Genomic DNA, 17,429 nt, shown 5'->3' on the forward strand with positions numbered 1-17,429 from the left:
GCACGGATGTTCGCGGCTAGCCTGCCATCACGCGCTCGACTTTTTCCCCGATCGCCAGGGCCGCGGTCAGGCCGGGACTTTCAATGCCGCGCAGGCAGATCAGTCGCGCGAAGCCGTGATCGCTTGCGGTCAGGATCCGGAAATCGGCCGCAGGCTCGCCCTCGGCGTGAAGCTTGGGCCGGACGCCCGAATAATCCGGCGCCAGGCGCCCGGCTTCGATGCCCGGCCAGTATTCACGGATGACGTCGGCGAAAGCATGGCGTTTCGCCGGGTCGATTGAAAAATCGATTTCGGAGGGATCCGAGAGGTCCAGCCAGGTGACATCCGGTCCGAATTTGACTCGATTGTCCAACGCCACCGTGGCGTGAACGCCGAGCCCGCCGCGCGCGGGAAGCGGGTAGATATGGTGGCGGAAGGGCGAAGGCCCGGCATAGGCGAAGTAATCGCCCTTGGCGAAGCGGTAGGGTGGGGTCAGGTGCCGGAACCGCGCTGACGGGCCCTCATACGGGACTGTGGACAGGCCGGTTGCGAGTATGAGGCGTTGGCAGCGAATGTCGGTGCCGGCCGCATCGGCGAGCCGGATCACGAAACCGCCATCGATCTCGCGCCAGGCGGCGACCGGATTGCCGAGCGCCAGAACGCCGCCCGCTGCTTCGAATTCGGCCAGGAGCGCCGTCATATAGCCATGGCTGTCGAGTATTCCGGTCTCCGGCGAATGCAGCGCCGCGATGCAGTGGAGTTCGGGCTCCATCGCCCGCGCTTCTGCGGCGGTCAGCCATTGCAGCGACTGCACACCGCAGGCGCTTGCATTCTTTCCGATCCGCTTGAGCGCAGGCAGCTGATCCTCATCGGTCGCCACGACCAGCTTGCCGCACTTGCGGTAAGGCACATTGTGATCCACGAGAAAATCATAGACTTGCCGCCGCCCGGCAATGCAGAGCTGCGCCTTCAGCGATCCCGGCGGATAGTAGATACCGGCATGGATAACCTCGCTATTACGCGAGGAGATGCCTGTGCCGATTGCGGTCGCCGCCTCGACCAGGGTGACCTCGCATCCCGAACGCGCCAGCGCAGCGGCGCACGCCAGCCCGACGGCGCCTGCGCCCACCACGATCGTATCAGCGTCGAATTCGCGCGACATCACGCCAGAAGGGCCGGGCAAAACTGTCCCGTCAATGCCGACGGCCCACCTACTTCAGGAATGCCTTGATCTTCGCCAGCGCCGCAGGCTCGGTGAGGAAGGGCGCGTGACCGGTGTCGGGCACGGAGACAAACTCCAGATCCGGCTTGCGGGCTTTCATCGCTTCGACCGTCGACACCATCAGCAGATCGGTGATCTCGCCGCGGACAAGGAGGGTGGGGATGTCCTTCATGGCGTCGAAGAGGGGCCAGAGATCGACGTCGACATCACCGCCCTCGGCGACCGATTCGGCGATGGCCTTGTCATAGTCGAGCACGATGGCGCCGTCGGCGGCTTCGCGGCAGGTCTTGTGCGCGAAATCGAGCCAGAAGGCGTTGCCGGTTTCCTTCGGGAAGGCGATCCCGTTGATAGCGCGGATCGCATCGGCGGTGGTCTGCCAGCTCTCGAATCGGCCTTCCGTCTTGCCGGCATAGGCGCGGATGCGGCCAATGCCGACCGGGTCGAGCTCGGGTCCGATATCATTGAGTACGGCCCGGGCGATTCGATTCGGTGCCAGGGTCGCTGCGACCATGGTCATCAGCCCGCCCATCGACGTTCCGACGAAGACGGCGCGGTCGATCTTGAGATGATCGAGCAGGTCGAGCATGTCCTGGGTGTAGACCGGAGGTGAATAACGTTCCGGCCTGGGATCACGATCGGATCGTCCGCGGCCGCGCTGGGTGGCGCAGATCACGGTGCGACCCAGGGCGGCGATATGCGGGGCGAAGTCCTCGAAATCTTTCAGATTTCTTGTGAGCCCGTGCAGGCAGAGCACCGGATCGCCCCTTGTCTCGCTGACCGGCTCGTAGACGCGATAATGCAGTTTCAGACCGTCATTCGTGGTGAAGAAGTCGTCGTTGAAAGGCATTCCTGGCGTCATTTCTCAGTCCTTGGGCGGCGCGGCAACGGCTTCGGCTTTGGTGCCGGGCGCGGCGGCCGGCGTATCGCCCTCCCAGTCCTTGCGCAGGCGCGGCGCGGCCATGAAGAGCAGGACGGACGCCAGCACATAATAGACTGCGCCACCCATCAGCGCGTAGCGCAGACCGTCTTCAGCGAAGATCGGGGTCAGTGTGTCGGACAGGAGCCCGATCGAGAGATTGCCGAGGGCCAGCCCCATCAGATTGTTGATCAGCAGGAAGATGGCCGACGCCGTGGCACGCATGTTCGGCGGCACGATGTGCTGGAAAGCGGAGAGGACCGGACCGAGCCAGGCGAGGCCAAGCGCGGTCGGAATGACCAGTGCGAAGAAGGTCATCATCAGCCCCCCGCCCCACAGGGCCAGGCCGAAAAAGGGAACGACGGCCGCAAAGGCAATCGCCGGCACGCGCGCATAGGCGGCCCTGTCTGCCGCGCCCAGCTTGTCGCCAATGAAACCGCCAAGCCAGATGCCGACGAGGCCGCCGATGAGCACGACCGTGCCATAGAAATATGCCGCGCTCAAAAGGATCTGGCGTTGTTCGGAAATCCCTTCAGGGAACAGACCGCCGGGCAGAAAGCTCATGAATTCAGGCAGTTCCGCGCCATAGCTGCGGACCAGGAAGGCGGGAATCCAGAAGAACAGGCCATAGCCCATCATTGACGAGCAGGCCGCGCCGAAGGAGAGAAACCAGAAACTCGGCTTCGAGGTCAGCTTCTTGAGGACAGCCGACATTCTGGCTGGCCTGGTATCGGACCCGGGAGGGTCGTAATGGCCGCGCTGGGGTTCCTTCAGGAAAAGCTTGAAGACCGGAGCGAAAAGAACGCCGGCCGAACCGACGATGAGGAAAGCCCAGCGCCAGTCGAGCAGGCTGGCCAGCACGCCGCCGAGCACGATGCCGAGCGCCGATCCGATCGGAATGGCGAAGGAATAGATGGCGAGCGCGCGGGCCCGTTTCTCGGGCGGATAATAGTCCGAGATGATCGAGTAGGACGGGGCGACCCCGCCGGCTTCACCGACGCCGACGCCGACGCGGGCGATGAAGAGTTGCCAGAAATTCTGGGCGAGGCCGCAGGCAGCGGTAAAAGCGCTCCACACAAGAAGCGCGACGGTGATGATCCAGCTGCGATTGGTGCGGTCCGACAGCCAGGCGATGGGCACGCCCAGCGTTGAATAGAAGATGGCGAAGGCGAGACCGCCCATCAGGCTCAGCTGCGTATCGGTGAGGTTGAGATCCTGCTGGATCGGCACCGCGAGCACGCCGATGATCTGGCGGTCGACGAAATTGAAGATGTAGACACCGATGAGGAGGAAAAGGACGGTCGCGCGATAGCCTGCCGTATGCTCGGCACGGGCTGTGGTGTCACTCATTCGGTCGTCTCCAGGAAGGCGCGGACATCGGCGACGGTGCGCGCCGGATCGTCCTCGTGAATGGCATGGGCCAGATCGTCGTAGATGATCAGGCGGGCATCTTGAATGGCGGCCTCGACACGCGGCCCCTGGCTGGCCGGGATCAGCAGATCGCGCGCGCCCCACAGGATCAGGGTCGGTGCTGTGATCTGTGACAGCAGGGCGGTCGGGTCGGGCATGGTGAATTCGCGGATATGGGCGATGAAGGCGTCGCCATTCCCTTCACGCCGCATCATGTCGATAATGGTCTGGACGCGTGTTTCGCTGACTGCGGCCGGGTCGGCGTAGGAGAAGGCGAGGCTCTGACGCACTCCGGCTTCGGGGGCGAGCTGCAGGAAGGCCTGGATCGGCGCAGGCGGTTCGACCGGTTCGTCGCCGACCTCGTTGAAGGGGAAGACACCGGGATCGACGAGAATCAACCGGTCGACGCGGTCCGGATAGGTCGCCGCGAAGCGCCAGGCGACGGTGCCGCCGAGCGAATTGCCGGCGATCGTCGCGCTCTCGACGCCCAGCGCATCCATCAGTTCGGCGAGAAATTCGGCGCGTTCCTGCGCAGCATAACGCTGTTGCGGGTCGGGCCCGGTCAGGCCGTGACCCAGCAGGTCATAGCGAATGACGCGATAATCGCGCGACAGGTCGGCAGCCCAGCCATCCCAGCTTTCCAGCGAAAAGGTGAAGCCGTGAATGAGAATGACCGGCGGCGCACTTGCCGATCCCTGCTCGCGGACCCGGACCCGTGCACCGCCCACTTCGACGAAGCGGTCGTCAGCGGTCATGTACCGGGCTTCGAGCGCCGTGGCGGGCGCGCCGCCTGCGGCGTTCTGATACCAGAAATATCCGGCGGCCAGGACGAGGATAACCAAAGCCAGCAGGCCGCCGAGAATGTAGAGAAGTGTGCGCATCACGATACCCTACACGGCTCCGGCCCGGAGGCCAGAGCCGTCAGGTGCTGTGATCAATAACGGAAGGCGATGGTGCCGGTGACGGTCCGCGGATCGCCGTAGAAGGCGGTCAGCGTTCCCTCGAGGCCGAGCTCCGGAGCCAGCGTCGCATTGTTCACAAAATCGTAGCCGGCGACGATATAGCGCTCGTCGGTCAGGTTGCGACCGTGGATGCCGAACTGCCAGCGGCCATCGTCGGAGTCCCATACAAGGCTCGCATTCCAGAGCGTGAAAGCTTCCTGGTCGATGCGGTCGAACGGGATCTCGAACTGGGTCGAATCCCCGCGATGGGACAAGGTGTTGAGGATGGTCAGCTCGCCGTTGCGCAGCGGCGTCGTATAGGTGAGCGTCGCGGCTGCCGTCAGTTCCGGCGTGTTCTGGATCTCGACCTGGTTGGAGATATCCTGGCCAAACGCATTGATGAAGGTTCCGTACTCGCCGTCGAGCAGGCCCAGGGCCCAGTCCAGTGACAGGGTATCGCCGCGGCCCGACATGTCGTCGGAAATCAGCAGCGAGCCTTCGTATTCGAGGCCGTTGATCGTGGCTTCGGCGGCGTTGGTGGTGACGCCCGTGAAGGTGTCATTGACGCCGTCGCCATCCGTGTCGACGCCGACCGAACCCGGGATCTGGACGTCCTGGTAGTCCATGAAGAAGACGGCGAGCGCATGGCGATAGCGGCCATTGTCGTAACGCCAACCGATCTCGTAGCTGTCCACTTCTTCCGGGTTGAAGCCCATGAAGTTGTAGATCTCATCAGCGCTGACATTGCCGTCGCCGTTAAAGTCCGGCGCCGCCGTGGTCTGGCCGCGGGGGTCGAAGCTGCCGCCCTTGAAGCCCTGGCTGTAGGAGCCGTAGATCGCGCTCTGGTCGTTGATCGTGAACAACAGCGAGGCGCGCGGCGAGAAATCGTCCCATTCGGCGCTGCCCTGGAAGTCGGACGTCGTCGCAATCAGCGTCGGGCTGCCGCCGAAGAATTCGGAGAAACCGCCAATATAGGTGCGGCGCAACACGCGCGATGTGCGCTGGTCATTGGTGTAGCGGCCACCGATCGAGGCGCTGACCCATTCATTCAGGTCAAAACTGACATCGGCAAACACCGACCAGGTCTCGGTGGAGACATCGCCGAAGGTCTGGGCATTGAGCCCCGGCAAGCCGATCAGGCTGCCAAGCGGGCCGAGCACCACGTCAAACACCGTGCTGGCATTGGCATCGAGATAATAGAGGCCGCCGACACCGCTGATCCGGTCGCCTTCGAACAGGATCTGGAATTCCTGGGAGAACTGGTCGTTCTCGTAGATCGCCGGAACGTCGAGATCGTCTGCCGGCAGGCTGTCGAAATCGATCGGCGTCGTCGATTCGTCCTGGCGATAGGACGTGATGCTGCGGAAGCTCCAATTGTCGTCATGCTGGTATTCGGCGAGCAGCGTGCCGCCAGACGCCTCGACATGCTGGTCGACGACATTGAGGCCGGCGCGGGTATCGTAGACATCGTTGAGCACAGGGGCGCCCGAGAAAGCCCCCGGGATCAGGCGGTGACCCTGGCGCGGCGCCGAATCGTCGGTCACCGTGTCACCGGACAGGCGGAAGAACCACTGGGCGTTGGGCTCGAACTCGGCCGAAGCGCGGAAGGCCAGCACTTCCTTGTTGTAATTGTCCTGACCGGTCACGAGATTGCTGCCATAGCCGCCGCGATTGAGGCTGGCGACAGCGGCGCCGACGCGGAAGGTCTCGCTTAGCGGGGCCGATCCGGAGACGATGGCGTCGATCTGCTCATAGCTGCCGATATTGAGCCGGGCGTTCAGCGTCGGCGCGTCGGGATCGAGCCGGCGGGTGATGTATTTCACGGCGCCGCCGATCGTGTTGCGGCCGTAGAGCGTGCCCTGCGGACCGCGCAGGACTTCGATGGCCTGCACGTCGTAGATGTCGAGCACGGCCGCCTGCGGGCGGTTGAGATAGACATCGTCGAGATAGATGCCGACACCGGATTCAAACCCGGCCACCGGATCCTGCTGGCCAACGCCGCGGATGAAAGCCGTCAGTGTTGAATTGGTACCGCGGGAGACTTCCAGAGTGACGTTCGGCGTTGTCTGGCCGACAAAGGTGATGTCCTGGGCGCCCGATGTTTCCAGCGCGTCACCGGAAAAAGCCGTAACCGAGACCGGCACGTCCATGATGGATTCCTCGCGCCGGCGCGCGGTCACGGTGACGGTGTCGCGCTGGCCGTCCATGGTGGTGTCGTCCTGAGCTGCCGCAGGGGCGGCCATGACCGGCAGAAGCGACACGCTGGCCAGAAGCGCGGCGAGCCGAACGGAATGATTGCGGTATTTCATGGTGATCTCCCTCCAGCCCTGCGGTGATTTTCGCTGACCTCGAAACACGCACGCGGCCACCGACCCGACAGGGTCCTTTCATGTTTATTGCCGCCAACAAATTCAACGCTAGTTGAAATGTCAATCGAAATTCATTGAGCGTTGAAATTAGTTCCGGATGTCGGCATTGATGCAACACCGGCAAATGGCTTGCGGGATGACCGGCCGGATGCGAGGGTCATTCGCAAACCTCTGATCAGGGGAGACAAATTGGCCAACCGGGGTGAGATCACGCGGCAGAAGATTCTCGATTCTGCCGAGAAACTCTTTGCGCGACGCGGTTATCATGGTGTCACCATCCGGCAGATCACCCAGGATGCGGACGTCGATACGGCGCTGGCCAATTATCATTTCGGCAGCAAGCGGAATCTGTTCGATGCCGTGCTTCTGCGCCGCGCCGAGGAGCTCAACGAAGTGCGGCTGCACCGGCTCGAGGAAATCGAGGCCGCCGCCGAGAACGGCGTTGCCAGCCTGGAGGACATCATCGATGCCTTCTCGCATCCGCTGCTCGAGAAATCGGCGCGCGGCGGCCCCGGCTGGAAGAGCTATTTTGCGCTGATCGCCCAGATCAACAACTCGCCGGAATGGGGCGGCAAGCTGATGACGGAGTATTTCGATCCTCTGGTGCGGCGCTTCATCGCCGCCATCAAGCGCGCTCTGCCCGACGCGTCGGAAGCCGACATTTACTGGAGCTATCACTTTTTTTCCGGCGCGCTGGTGCTGACCTATGCCGAGACCGGCCGCATCGACAATCTGTCGGACGGGGTCGTTCATTCCAGCGACCTCGATGCCGTTCAGCTGCGCCTGCCGCCCTTCATCGCGGCCGGGTTCCGGCGGCTTTGCGAGTAAAGCCACACTCAACAAATTCAACGCTTGTCTAAATTTTGTTGACGGCAGCGCGCCTTCGCGCCCACCATGAGGTCGGGCTGAAGGGGAGGCTCGCAGCATGCCATTGCGGCTGACATCGCACGCACCGTTCTTTCCCGAGATCCTGTCACTGCACGCGCGCTGGCGCAGCGGACAGGCGGCGCTGGTCTGTGAGAAAAGCGGCACGCTGAGCTGGGCCGAATTCGAGGCGGCTGCCAATCGCCGGGCCAATGCCTTCCTGGCTTCCGGACTGCAACCGGGCGACGCCATCGCCCTGGCCATGTCGAACAGCGCGGAAATGGCGCTGGTGATTGCCGCGGCGATGAAGGCCGGGCTGGTCACCGCGCCGCTCAATACCAGCGTCCAGCCGGATGCCATGCTGACGATGATCAGAGACGCAGGGGCGCGTGCGGTCGTCGCATCGCCAACCCATGCCGCATCGCTGGACGCTGCCGCGGCAGATGCCGGCGGCAAACTGCCCGAGCTGAAGCTGCTCGACGGCACTGACCATTCCGTCTGGCAGGCGCTGGACGCATGGGCGCAAGGCGCTGCCGACAGCCCGCCGGCCTGGCGCGCGAAGCGCGACGATCCGCTCAACATCATCTATTCGTCGGGGACGACCGGGCAGCCGAAGGGCATTTTGCACACGCACGGCACGCGGCTCGACTGGGCCTATGATCTTGCCATCGCTCTGCGTTATCATTCCGGCGCCCGCACGCTGGTCGCGCTGGGGCTTTATTCCAATATCAGCTGGGTGATGATGCTGTGCACCTGGCTGGCCGGCGGCACGCTGCACATTCGTCCCGGCTTCAGCGCGGCCGATGTGCAGGACCAGACCGCCCGACATGGCATCACGCACACCGCCATGGTGCCGGTGCAGTATCAACGCGTTCTCGACGATCCGGGTTTCGATGCCGGCCAGCTGGCTTCGCTGCAATACGTGATGTCCTGCGGATCGCCCTTACTGGCGCACACCAAGGCAGCCTGGCTGGAAATCTGTCCCGGGGTGATCGAGCTCTACGGGCTGACCGAGGGGCTGATCACGACACTGGACCCGGAGGATGCGCCGGGCCGGCTGGCCTCGGTCGGCAAGCCGCTGGCGGGTACCGATATCCGAATCCTCGACGATGACAACCAGAATTGCGCTCCCGGCACCGCCGGAGAGATTGTCGGCCGCGGCCGGATCGCCATGCCCTTCTATCACAATCGATCCGATGCGACCCGCGAGGCGAGCTGGACGGACGAGACCGGCGCTGTCTGGCTGCGCACCGGCGATATCGGCCAGCTGGACGAAGACGGTTTCCTCTACATTGTCGATCGCAAGAAGGACATGATCGTGTCCGGCGGACAGAATATCTATCCCAAGGACATCGAGACGGTGCTGATCGGGCACGAGGCCATCGCCGATGTCGCGGTAATCGGCATTCCCGACGCCAAATGGGGCGAAACACCGCTGGCAATCATCGTCGCTGCGAACGGCGAGGCGCCGGGTGCAATGGCCCTGGTCGAGTGGGCAAACGCCAGGCTGGGCAAGCAGCAACGCCTGCGTGGCGCGCGCTTTGTCGACGAATTGCCGCGCAATGCGAACGGCAAGGTGCTGAAACGCGAACTGCGTGCCCGGTTCGGATAGAAAACGGACCGGAGACAACGCTCCGGCCCGGCTTGATCCGTCGAAGGATCAGAGTTTTTCCGTCCTAGCGGCGGTGCGCGTAGGACCCTGCGAATTCCCATTCGCCATGGCTGTTGCGGCACATTTCGAACGAGCCGCGATCATAGTCACCATATCCCGACCAGGATTCGGATTCGAAACTGGCGCAGGTCTGGTGGCCGCGACGATAATAATCGCGGGGCTGGATGGCGCCCTTCGCACCGGTCCTGGGATTTTCCCAATAGGACGGTGCCCGATACTCTGCGGACCAGCCGCTGGCATGGGCATACTGGCGCTCGTCACACTCGTTGAAGCGGCCCGAGAGCCCGACATTCACGTTCAGGACCGGACCAACATCCAGCATTGCGCCCAAACCCAGCCCGCCAGACGAGCGCGGCTGGCAAGCGCGCTCGAAATAACGGAAATTCTGGCGGTCGTAACCGCCCTCGTAATAGCTGTGGTGATAGCTGAAACTGGTGGATCCACCCGATTGTGCGTAGGCACCGGCGCTTGCGAGCGCGACCAGCGGCAAGGCGGTGGCGAGGAAAAGCTTCTGAATCTGCATGACATCCTCCTTTGCAAATGACGTCCTGCAAGGAAGACAACGCATGACAGGCGATTTTTATTCCCGCCAATCTGCAGCGGCCGCCCGTTCGACGGATTCGGCATCCAGAGGGTCGCCGTCAATGCGCCGGTCAATCTCGTCCAACAGGGTGGACGGAAGGGGCGACGCAGCGAGCTGGTAGCCTGCCGCCGGCCTTTCCTCGCCGGAGATCAGCAATTGCACCTGCCAGCCCTGTTCCGCGCGGCAGGCGAGACCACGCGTGGCAGCGGACGTCCCGGCGAAAGCACGGCAATATCGTCCGCTCTCGTCGCGGAAGGTGACCGGAATCTGCCAGGCCTCGCTGCCAACAGGGGCATCGAGAGCTGCCGCGAGCTGCGCATTGGCCAATGTTGACTGCCCGGAAATGCCGGAATCCGTTGCCAGGAACTGGGCGCCAACAAAAAGGCCCAGCGCCAGACTTGCCAGCGCGGCCAGTCCCGGTGCTGCCAGGGGACCGGTGAACCAGTTGCGAATCCGGTCGGCCACGCCGTAGGCGGGCGCCTCCTCGCCCAGCAAGGCGGCGAACCGCCGGGGCACCGGATCGTTGGCGACGGGCGCATAGTGTGAGCGGATCCTGTTGGCGAGACGACGCTGCGCCTGTGTACGTGCGGCAAGGTCCGGATCGGCCTCGAGGTCAGCTTCGAAACGGGCCTGACTTTCAGCCGGCATCTCGCCATCGACGAAAGCCAGAATGTCTTCATCGCGCCAGCTCATGCGGCGTCTCCCTCGCTCTCGGACAATTGCGCTTCAAGCGCCTGGCGACCACGCGCCAGGCGGCTGGTCAGCGTGCCCATCGGTATGTCGAGTACGGATGCCGCTTCCTTGTAGGACAAGCCCTCCACGAGGACGAGCGAAACCGCGATGCGCTGCTCGGCGGGCAAGGTCTGCATTGCGGCCTCGACGGACAGGGCGCGGATCCGCTTGTCGAATGCCGGGTCCTCGGCCCCGACGCCGGTTCCGGCCTCTTCCGGCGCAAAAGTGGCGGCCCGCCGGGTGCGGGCCCTGATCTCGTCGATCCAGATATTCTTGATGATCCTGTACATCCAGCTGTCCAGTCTTGTCCCGGCCTGAAACTGGCCCGACCGGGTCAGCGCTCGCTCCAGCGCCATCTGGAGCAGATCGTCGGCATCTGCGTCATTGGGCGCCAGAGACCGGCTGAACCGCCGCAAGCGCGGCATGATTTCCAGCAATCCCGCCCGAAATTCGGCATCTTTTCGCGGCATGCTATTATTCCGGCAACGAATGGAAGAATGCGTTTCTTCCATACGTTATCGATTTTGCGGGTCCGGCATAGTCCGCCGGCTCAATGGAATCCGGAGGCCCTGACGTGTTGCGCCTGTTGTTTCTTGCGGTGTTCTGGCTGGCCGCGGCGCCGGCCTTCGCCCAGCTCGGATTGCCCAACCGGCTGCCGGTGCGCCTGCCGGATACGCCGCTGGGCGAACCGGAGCGATTGCTGGACGAGCTTGATCGACGCGTCCTCGACGAGATCGAGGATGCCCGGCGTGACACGCTGAACACCTTGCTTCGCGCCCATCGCGATCTGCTGGAGCGGGCGCCGGGAGGCGATGTCGTGCTGCGCGGAGAAGTGATCGTGATCGATCCGTCGCCGGCCCTCCTCGCTCTGGCCAGTGCCGCCGGGTTCACCGTGATCGAGGACCGCAGCGAACCGGCGCTGAACTTGCGTTATCTGCGCTTGCGCGCGCCGAGGGGGATCGGCACCCAGGGCGCGCTTGGCCTGTTGCAGCAGTTCGATCCGGGCGGGCTGTTCGATCTCAACCCGATCTACACGCTGTCGGGTGAAGCAGGCGGCCGCAAGACCGTCCAGGACGCAGGGATCCGCAATGATGTGCGGATCGGCATGATCGATGCCGGAGTACCGGCCGATAGTTTCTCACCCGGGCAGGTGATGACCCGCGCCTTCCGCGGGTCGCGCGTCGCGCCGCACGAGCACGGTCTGCAGGTCGCCGCCATCCTGGCATCGGCCGACGGAGCGGCGCCGGGGGCGCGGCTCTTTGCTGCCGATGTCTACGGCGGGGAACCGACCGGCGGCTCGGCCGACACGATCCTGCGGGCGCTGGGCTGGATGGCGGAAGCGGATGTGCGGGTCGTCAATATCAGCATTGTCGGACCGCGGAATGTCGCCTTGCGCGCCGCGATTGAACGCTTCACCGCACAAGGCCGGATCGTCGTCGCGGCGGTCGGCAATGACGGAGCAAATGCGCGGCCGCTCTATCCGGCCGCCTATCCGCAAGTGATTGCCGTAACCGGCGTTGATGCCAGCCATCGCATCCTGCCGGAGGCAGTGCAGGGCGATCATGTCGACTTCGCGGCGCGCGGCATGGACATGGTCTGGCCGTCGCTGAACGGGCGGCGGGTACAGGTGCGCGGCACGTCTTTCGCCGCCCCGATCGTCGCCGGTCTCCTTGCCACGGAAATCGCCGCAGGACGTCCGCCACAGGACGCTGAAGCCGCGCTCGCCGCCAGCGCTCGCGATCTCGGCCGGCGCGGCCGCGACGATGTCTACGGGCATGGCGCCGTGGGCGATAACCTGTTCCGCGCACGGCGAGCCGATCTGCGCCGCCGCTAGCTTTATTCCGGAAGAAACCTCCCGCTCGATCCGTTGTCTGACATGACGGACCCGGCCCACCGGCCGGTTCCCGGTCCGCGAAGGGAGGATTTCATGCGTACGCTTTTGACCATTGCCACCATCCTGGCCGCCATCCCGGCCGCACACGCCCAGCTCGGCACGGTGACCGGTACAGTGCAGGATACCACGCAGCTCGAGACCGACGCGCTCGATCTCGACGCGACCAGCCGGATCGGCTCGCGCCTGCAAACCGATGTACCGACCTCGCGCATCGAGCAAATGCGCCAGCGCCGCGCCCTGCGGGAGGCCCGCAGTGCCGCTGTCGAAGCGCGCGAGGCACCGATAATGAACACCGGATCGCAATCGGCGGTGCAAACGGGTGTCGCGGATACGGCCTCTGCCGCCGTTTCGAATACTGCGGCAGCATCCGCCACGCCGCGCCAATCCACCGCCTCGGCGGTCACGACCAGCTCTGCTGACATTGCCGGCCAGACCGCTGTTGCCGGCCAATCCACGATTGTGACGGTCGACCCGCCGGCCCCGCGTCCCGTGGCGCGGGTGCAAAGCGCAGCCGAAACGGTCGATGACGCCGCCGCGTCAATCGCGGTGGAGGTGCCATCTTCTTCCGTGTCCGTGCCGGCGGTTAGCGCCAGCGCGCCTGCCGTGGCGGTGACCTCGCCCGCCCCGCGCCCCGCTTATGTCGGGTCCGGGGGCTCCACGGTCATTATCCGCGATCGCAGCCAGCCGGCCCAGGCCGAACCCGTCGCGGCCACACCGCCAGCGCTTCAACCCGCTTCGCGCGTGACGCCGCAGCCGGTGCCGGCCCGCGCGGCCAACAGATGGATTGATCCGCAAAGCATTTCCGAGAATGCCTTCTCAATCTGCTGCGCGCTGCTGCTCGTCCTGACGCTGCTGATGGCGGCGCACATGCTGACCCGTCGCCGGGTCCGGTAGATATCCGGATAGGCATGGCTCCCGGGGCGGTCTTCGGGCCGCCCCTTTTTGCCTCAGCGCGTAATCCGCAGGCCGATGCTCACCGCTCGTTCCTCGCCGGGGAAGTAGCGGGCACTGCCAAAGGCAAAGTCGGCGCGCTCGGCATAGCGGATATCTGCGAGATTGCGGATCGTCCCGATCAATGTGACGCGGTCATTGGCGGACCAGCGCAGGCGCAGATTGAGGAGGTCATGCCCGTCATAGTCATTGGCATTGGCGGCATCGGTAAAATAGCCACCGACATGCACCCATTCGAGGCCAGCCCGGAGCCGGTCGGTGGCCTGCCAGTCGAGGCGGGCATTCCAGAGCCATTCGGGCGCCGAATCGATACGATTGCCGGCACGGATGAGTTCGCTGGCATTGCCCACCACCCGGTCGAAATCATAACTGTGCTCGGCCCAGCTTCCCGCGAGCGCGACATCGAGACGCTGTGTCAGCGGCCAGTCGAGATCGAACTCGATGCCGTGATGGCGCGTCGCACCATCGGTGACATTGAAGCCATCGGCATCGCGAAAGAAGACATTCGTCTTGCGCATGGCAAAGGCGACCAGTTCGAGGCGGCCGCCACCGGCAAAACCGCGGCGGTAGCCGATTTCCGCATTGTCGAGCACTTCCGGTTCAATGCCGGAAATGTCCTGACCGGGTTGCAGCCGGTAGAGCTCGGCGGTCTGCGGCGCGCGGCTGCCGCGCGCGAGGCGTGCAAACACCGCTCTGTTGTCAGCAAGCTGCCAAACCAGCCCGGCATGCGGGGTCAACACCGCGAAATCGTCTGTGCGGTCCGGCGGGCGCAGATAGCGGCCGACAGTGTTGGCGGGCAAATGATTGTCATAGTCGAAGCGCGTGGCTTCCCAGCGCGCGCCGGCGTGCAGCGTCCATGCCGGCGACAGCGACCAGCGAGCCTGCGCATAGAGCGCCGCGACATCCGCCCTCACCGTGTAATCATAATGTTCGCCCTGCACGAAGGAGAAAACGGTCGGCCGCTCCTGGGTTTCCGTCAGATAGCCTTGCGTACGCTCGATATCTGCACCCAGTGTCAGGCGACCGGACGCGGCTTGCCGGACCAGCGCGGCCTGCAGACCGATACTGTCATGACCGCTTTCCTCGAGCGCCTCTGACGGCAGGAAATGCATACGGAAATCCATCGCATTGGACCGGGCGTAGGGGGTCAGCGACCCGTGCCACGGGCCGTCGAGATCCGCTTCGAGCCGCAAGGCTGCGCGCACGGTATAGGCATCGCGGAAACCCTCCGGATCCGGATTACTGCGCGATAGCGACAGATTCTCATAGGCGCGCGGGCCGCGAATATAGCCGGCGGTCTCCTGGTTGAGCGAGATCGCTGCGAGGGTGAAGCGCCAGTCGAGTCGCGGCGTGCTGCCTTGTGCGCGCAACAAGGCTTCGAGCCGGTCGAGCCCGGCCTCGGCGCGCCAGCCCTCCTCGTGCTGGCCTGCCAGGCCGGCCAGCCATTGCAGGTTTTCCGACGTCGCGCTCCACAGCGCGTGTCCGCGTACGCGGCCGAGGGAGCCGGCTTCCAGCTCCAGCGTCGGTGGCAGTGTGGCCGGGCCGGGCGTGCGATAATTGATCAGTCCATGCAGCGCATTGGAGCCGTAAAGCGCCGGGCCCGGACCCCGCACGATCTCGACACTGCCGGTCAGTCCGCCAAGCGCCTCGAACAGGCCGTTGACATTGGCAAAGCCGGCGGCGCGCAAAGGGATTCCGTCCTCGAGATAGAGGAAGGACCCCGCCCCGGCGCCCCCGGTCAGGACCGGCGACCGGATGGCGGTGAGATGCTCGACGCCGTTGCCACGATTGATGAAAGCGCCGGGCGTGCGGTTGACCAGCTCGGCCGGGTGCTGGGATCCGGTCTCGATAATCGCATCGCGCGAGATAAACGTGATCGGCAATACGGTTTCGACGCGTGCCTCGCCGCGGCGGTCTCCGGTGACGACGATGACGTCCTGCGCAATGGCCGGTGCGGCAAAAAACAAGAAGGCAGCAATGAAAGCGCGGGTCATGCGGGAGCAATGTAGTCAGCCCGCCGCGCAGGGCAATTTGACGGCGGCGGCAGATGACATTTCGCGTTACCGCGCTAGGCTTTTTGCGGGGGATGGTTGCGGGGACAGGTGGAGGCCGGGCTTGATGACGTACTGGCGCATGATTGCCGCGATCGCGGCTTGCAGCCTGCTGGCGCCGGACGCGTCGGCCAATCGCCGCACTGCGCTGGAGATCGAGGCAGATTACACGGCATCCGTACTGGTGTTTCGCGTGGGCCGTGTGTCGCTCAATGCAAATCTCGGCATCGACGGCTATGCCGCCCGGGCGCATGTGCAAGCGGCCGGGCTGGCGGCCCTGTTCACCGATTTCTCGATCGATTCGGACGTGGAAGGGCTCTTCGCGCAAGGCCATCCGGTACCGGTCAATTACGGCCATATCGAACGGACAGGTGACAAGACCCGTGTGGTCGATGTCGATTTCGAGGACGGGATCGCACGGTCCACCGCTTCACCGGCCTTCTCGTCATGGGGCGATCCGCCGGCGAGCGAAACCGACCGGACCGGCGTGGTCGACCCGATGACGGCGACGCTGCTGCTCTCGGAACTCGTCACGGCTAGCGACAGCGCGCCCTGTGAAGGCGTGATCCCGGTCTTCGACGGCAAGCAGCGCTATGATCTCAATCTGGTTTCGCGTGGCATTGAAACCATCCGCACGCGCGGCTATCGCGGCGAGGTTCTGGTTTGTGATGCCTATTATGCGCCGATTTCCGGCTATGACCCGGAGGATTGGCCGGAACCGGGCGAAACCCGGCACCCCTTGCGCATGTGGATCGCGCCGATCGGCGACGGCACAGCTTTCCTTCCCGTCCGCCTGCACACACGGGCCGGATTTGGCGGCGTGACGGTGGAATTGCGCGAATTGCGGCTGGATTAGGCAGGGGTTGTTCCGAACAAAAGAAAAGGCGCGGCCGAAGCCGCGCCTTTCCCAGGGGAGACAGGATCGGAAGGCGTTAGCCCACCGATGCCATGCCGGATACATCCGCCCGCGTCGCATTCAGCACGATGGCCTGTGCGTCCGCGTCGAACATTGCATCGCTTTCCGAGACAGCAACAACACCCTCGGTATTGATGCCCGAACGGTCGAAGTGAACCTGACCATTCGTGTCGGCGTCATAACGGGCGACGGTACCGATGCGATAGCCGTCACTGCTGTAAACGGCCACATGGCCGCTTCCGCCGGCGTGGGAGGACGCCGCGGCGCCGGTATAGGCCGACGCACTGTCCGGCGCATCAGCGCTGACCGAACCGCCCGCATACATTTGCGAGCGCTGCTCCAGCTGCGATGCCAAGCGGGCGCTGGCATTGCTGCGGTCATAGGCCGTCAGCGAGGTTTGCAGCGTCTGGCGCATGCGCGTCTGCGCGTCCAGCGTGGCGTCGGTCTGGGCGTTGACCGTGTCGTCAACACCAAGATCCGTGTTCACACCGCTGTCCAGGCGAGAATCGATATCCGTCTGTTGGTCGAGTCGGGAATCGATATCCGTCTGCTGGTCCAGGCGCGAATCAAGGTCCGTCTGTTGGTCCAGCCGGGAATCAAGATCTGTTTGCTGATCGAGGCGGGAGTCGATTCCGCTGCGCTGGTCGACGATGCCTTGCGTGGTCTGGCTTGTCGTGGACGACAAGGAGCCCCGCGTCTGGTTCTGGACAGAACCCGTGAGGTCGGTGACCTGCGCCATAGCTGCCGTCGTCGGCAGGATCATGGCCAGTACAAGGCCGGTCGTTGCGATTTTCATTTCAAGCTCTCCATTGGTTGCGAGCACCAATACAACGCGAAGGCCAAATCGGAGTTCCGGGAGAATGCATATCGTGATCAGAGCGCCGGGGCACCCGGCCTGGCGTACTGCAAAATGACGTTCACGGCAGGAC

General features: G+C 64.2%; 15 protein-coding genes. 5 read left to right on the top strand and 10 right to left on the bottom strand.

The window, feature by feature from the left end:
* Positions 1–16: 16 nt before the first annotated feature.
* From ACOOFN_RS06520 to ACOOFN_RS06540, 5 genes are read right to left on the bottom strand one after another with little or no spacing between them, the layout of a single operon-like run.
* A complete protein-coding gene (locus tag ACOOFN_RS06520) occupies positions 17–1,141 on the bottom strand; it encodes an NAD(P)/FAD-dependent oxidoreductase (RefSeq protein WP_420434871.1) in 1,125 nt (374 codons plus the stop codon).
* A gap of 49 nt (positions 1,142–1,190) precedes the next feature.
* Positions 1,191–2,060, bottom strand: a complete 870-nt coding sequence (locus ACOOFN_RS06525; protein ID WP_420434873.1) for an alpha/beta fold hydrolase — start codon at positions 2,058–2,060, stop codon at positions 1,191–1,193.
* Between the two features lie 3 nt (positions 2,061–2,063).
* A complete protein-coding gene (locus tag ACOOFN_RS06530; RefSeq protein WP_420434875.1) occupies positions 2,064–3,467 on the bottom strand; it encodes a spinster family MFS transporter in 1,404 nt (467 codons plus the stop codon).
* Positions 3,464–4,408, bottom strand: coding sequence for an alpha/beta fold hydrolase (locus ACOOFN_RS06535; protein WP_420434877.1), 945 nt, complete (start codon positions 4,406–4,408; stop codon positions 3,464–3,466). The genes ACOOFN_RS06530 and ACOOFN_RS06535 overlap by 4 nt, the downstream gene beginning before the upstream one ends.
* Positions 4,409–4,461: 53 nt before the next feature.
* Entirely contained in the window at positions 4,462–6,777 is a 2,316-nt protein-coding gene (locus tag ACOOFN_RS06540) for a TonB-dependent receptor (protein ID WP_420434879.1), read from the bottom strand.
* A gap of 249 nt (positions 6,778–7,026) precedes the next feature.
* On the opposite strand from ACOOFN_RS06540, the gene ACOOFN_RS06545 reads away from it, so the two are divergent.
* Entirely contained in the window at positions 7,027–7,665 is a 639-nt protein-coding gene (locus tag ACOOFN_RS06545) for a TetR/AcrR family transcriptional regulator (protein ID WP_420434881.1), read from the top strand.
* A gap of 97 nt (positions 7,666–7,762) precedes the next feature.
* On the top strand, positions 7,763–9,313 hold the full coding sequence (locus tag ACOOFN_RS06550; RefSeq protein WP_420434883.1) for a class I adenylate-forming enzyme family protein: 1,551 nt from the start codon (positions 7,763–7,765) through the stop codon (positions 9,311–9,313).
* A gap of 64 nt (positions 9,314–9,377) precedes the next feature.
* Here ACOOFN_RS06550 and ACOOFN_RS06555 read toward each other — a convergent pair whose 3' ends face one another.
* The 3 genes from ACOOFN_RS06555 to ACOOFN_RS06565 are packed head-to-tail and all read right to left on the bottom strand — an operon-like array spanning position 9,378 to position 11,158.
* Positions 9,378–9,896, bottom strand: a complete 519-nt coding sequence (locus ACOOFN_RS06555) for a hypothetical protein (protein ID WP_420434885.1) — start codon at positions 9,894–9,896, stop codon at positions 9,378–9,380.
* 57 nt (positions 9,897–9,953) lie between these two features.
* Positions 9,954–10,649, bottom strand: a complete 696-nt coding sequence (locus ACOOFN_RS06560; protein ID WP_420434887.1) for an anti-sigma factor family protein — start codon at positions 10,647–10,649, stop codon at positions 9,954–9,956.
* Positions 10,646–11,158: an RNA polymerase sigma factor gene (locus tag ACOOFN_RS06565; protein ID WP_420434889.1), complete on the bottom strand. Its 513-nt coding sequence runs from the start codon at positions 11,156–11,158 to the stop codon at positions 10,646–10,648. Before ACOOFN_RS06565 ends, ACOOFN_RS06560 begins: the two co-directional genes overlap by 4 nt.
* An 83-nt stretch (positions 11,159–11,241) precedes the next feature.
* Between ACOOFN_RS06565 and ACOOFN_RS06570 the strand changes: the two genes are divergently transcribed.
* Both ACOOFN_RS06570 and ACOOFN_RS06575 read left to right on the top strand, forming a co-directional pair.
* Positions 11,242–12,522: a S8 family serine peptidase gene (locus ACOOFN_RS06570; RefSeq protein ID WP_420434891.1), complete on the top strand. Its 1,281-nt coding sequence runs from the start codon at positions 11,242–11,244 to the stop codon at positions 12,520–12,522.
* Positions 12,523–12,615: 93 nt separating this feature from the next.
* Positions 12,616–13,476, top strand: a complete 861-nt coding sequence (locus ACOOFN_RS06575; protein WP_420434893.1) for a hypothetical protein — start codon at positions 12,616–12,618, stop codon at positions 13,474–13,476.
* A 53-nt stretch (positions 13,477–13,529) separates the two neighbouring features.
* On the opposite strand, the gene ACOOFN_RS06580 is transcribed toward ACOOFN_RS06575, so the two are convergent.
* Entirely contained in the window at positions 13,530–15,527 is a 1,998-nt protein-coding gene (locus tag ACOOFN_RS06580; RefSeq protein ID WP_420434895.1) for a TonB-dependent receptor, read from the bottom strand.
* A gap of 124 nt (positions 15,528–15,651) precedes the next feature.
* Between ACOOFN_RS06580 and ACOOFN_RS06585 the strand changes: the two genes are divergently transcribed.
* Positions 15,652–16,440 (top strand): DUF3108 domain-containing protein, encoded by a 789-nt coding sequence (locus ACOOFN_RS06585; protein WP_420434897.1) that lies wholly within the window; start codon positions 15,652–15,654, stop codon positions 16,438–16,440.
* A 76-nt stretch (positions 16,441–16,516) separates the two neighbouring features.
* On the opposite strand, the gene ACOOFN_RS06590 is transcribed toward ACOOFN_RS06585, so the two are convergent.
* Positions 16,517–17,296, bottom strand: coding sequence for a hypothetical protein (locus ACOOFN_RS06590; RefSeq protein ID WP_420434899.1), 780 nt, complete (start codon positions 17,294–17,296; stop codon positions 16,517–16,519).
* Between the last annotated feature and the right edge of the window lie 133 nt (positions 17,297–17,429).

The organism is Hyphobacterium sp., from assembly GCF_965217055.1.
GTDB lineage: Bacteria > Pseudomonadota > Alphaproteobacteria > Caulobacterales > Maricaulaceae > Hyphobacterium.

Bases quoted from the DNA above. Each gene is read 5' to 3' on its own strand.
- ACOOFN_RS06555 (WP_420434885.1), bottom strand. From the start codon at position 9,896: ATGCAGATTCAGAAGCTTTTCCTCGCCACCGCCTTGCCGCTGGTCGCG.
- ACOOFN_RS06540 (WP_420434879.1), bottom strand. From the start codon at position 6,777: ATGAAATACCGCAATCATTCCGTTCGGCTCGCCGCGCTTCTGGCCAGC.
- ACOOFN_RS06520 (WP_420434871.1), bottom strand. From the start codon at position 1,141: ATGTCGCGCGAATTCGACGCTGATACGATCGTGGTGGGCGCAGGCGCC.
- ACOOFN_RS06575 (WP_420434893.1), top strand. From the start codon at position 12,616: ATGCGTACGCTTTTGACCATTGCCACCATCCTGGCCGCCATCCCGGCC.
- ACOOFN_RS06525 (WP_420434873.1), bottom strand. From the start codon at position 2,060: ATGACGCCAGGAATGCCTTTCAACGACGACTTCTTCACCACGAATGAC.
- ACOOFN_RS06535 (WP_420434877.1), bottom strand. From the start codon at position 4,408: ATGCGCACACTTCTCTACATTCTCGGCGGCCTGCTGGCTTTGGTTATC.
- ACOOFN_RS06585 (WP_420434897.1), top strand. From the start codon at position 15,652: ATGACGTACTGGCGCATGATTGCCGCGATCGCGGCTTGCAGCCTGCTG.
- ACOOFN_RS06590 (WP_420434899.1), bottom strand. From the start codon at position 17,296: ATGAAAATCGCAACGACCGGCCTTGTACTGGCCATGATCCTGCCGACG.
- ACOOFN_RS06530 (WP_420434875.1), bottom strand. From the start codon at position 3,467: ATGAGTGACACCACAGCCCGTGCCGAGCATACGGCAGGCTATCGCGCG.
- ACOOFN_RS06565 (WP_420434889.1), bottom strand. From the start codon at position 11,158: ATGCCGCGAAAAGATGCCGAATTTCGGGCGGGATTGCTGGAAATCATG.
- ACOOFN_RS06550 (WP_420434883.1), top strand. From the start codon at position 7,763: ATGCCATTGCGGCTGACATCGCACGCACCGTTCTTTCCCGAGATCCTG.
- ACOOFN_RS06580 (WP_420434895.1), bottom strand. From the start codon at position 15,527: ATGACCCGCGCTTTCATTGCTGCCTTCTTGTTTTTTGCCGCACCGGCC.
- ACOOFN_RS06560 (WP_420434887.1), bottom strand. From the start codon at position 10,649: ATGAGCTGGCGCGATGAAGACATTCTGGCTTTCGTCGATGGCGAGATG.
- ACOOFN_RS06570 (WP_420434891.1), top strand. From the start codon at position 11,242: ATGGAATCCGGAGGCCCTGACGTGTTGCGCCTGTTGTTTCTTGCGGTG.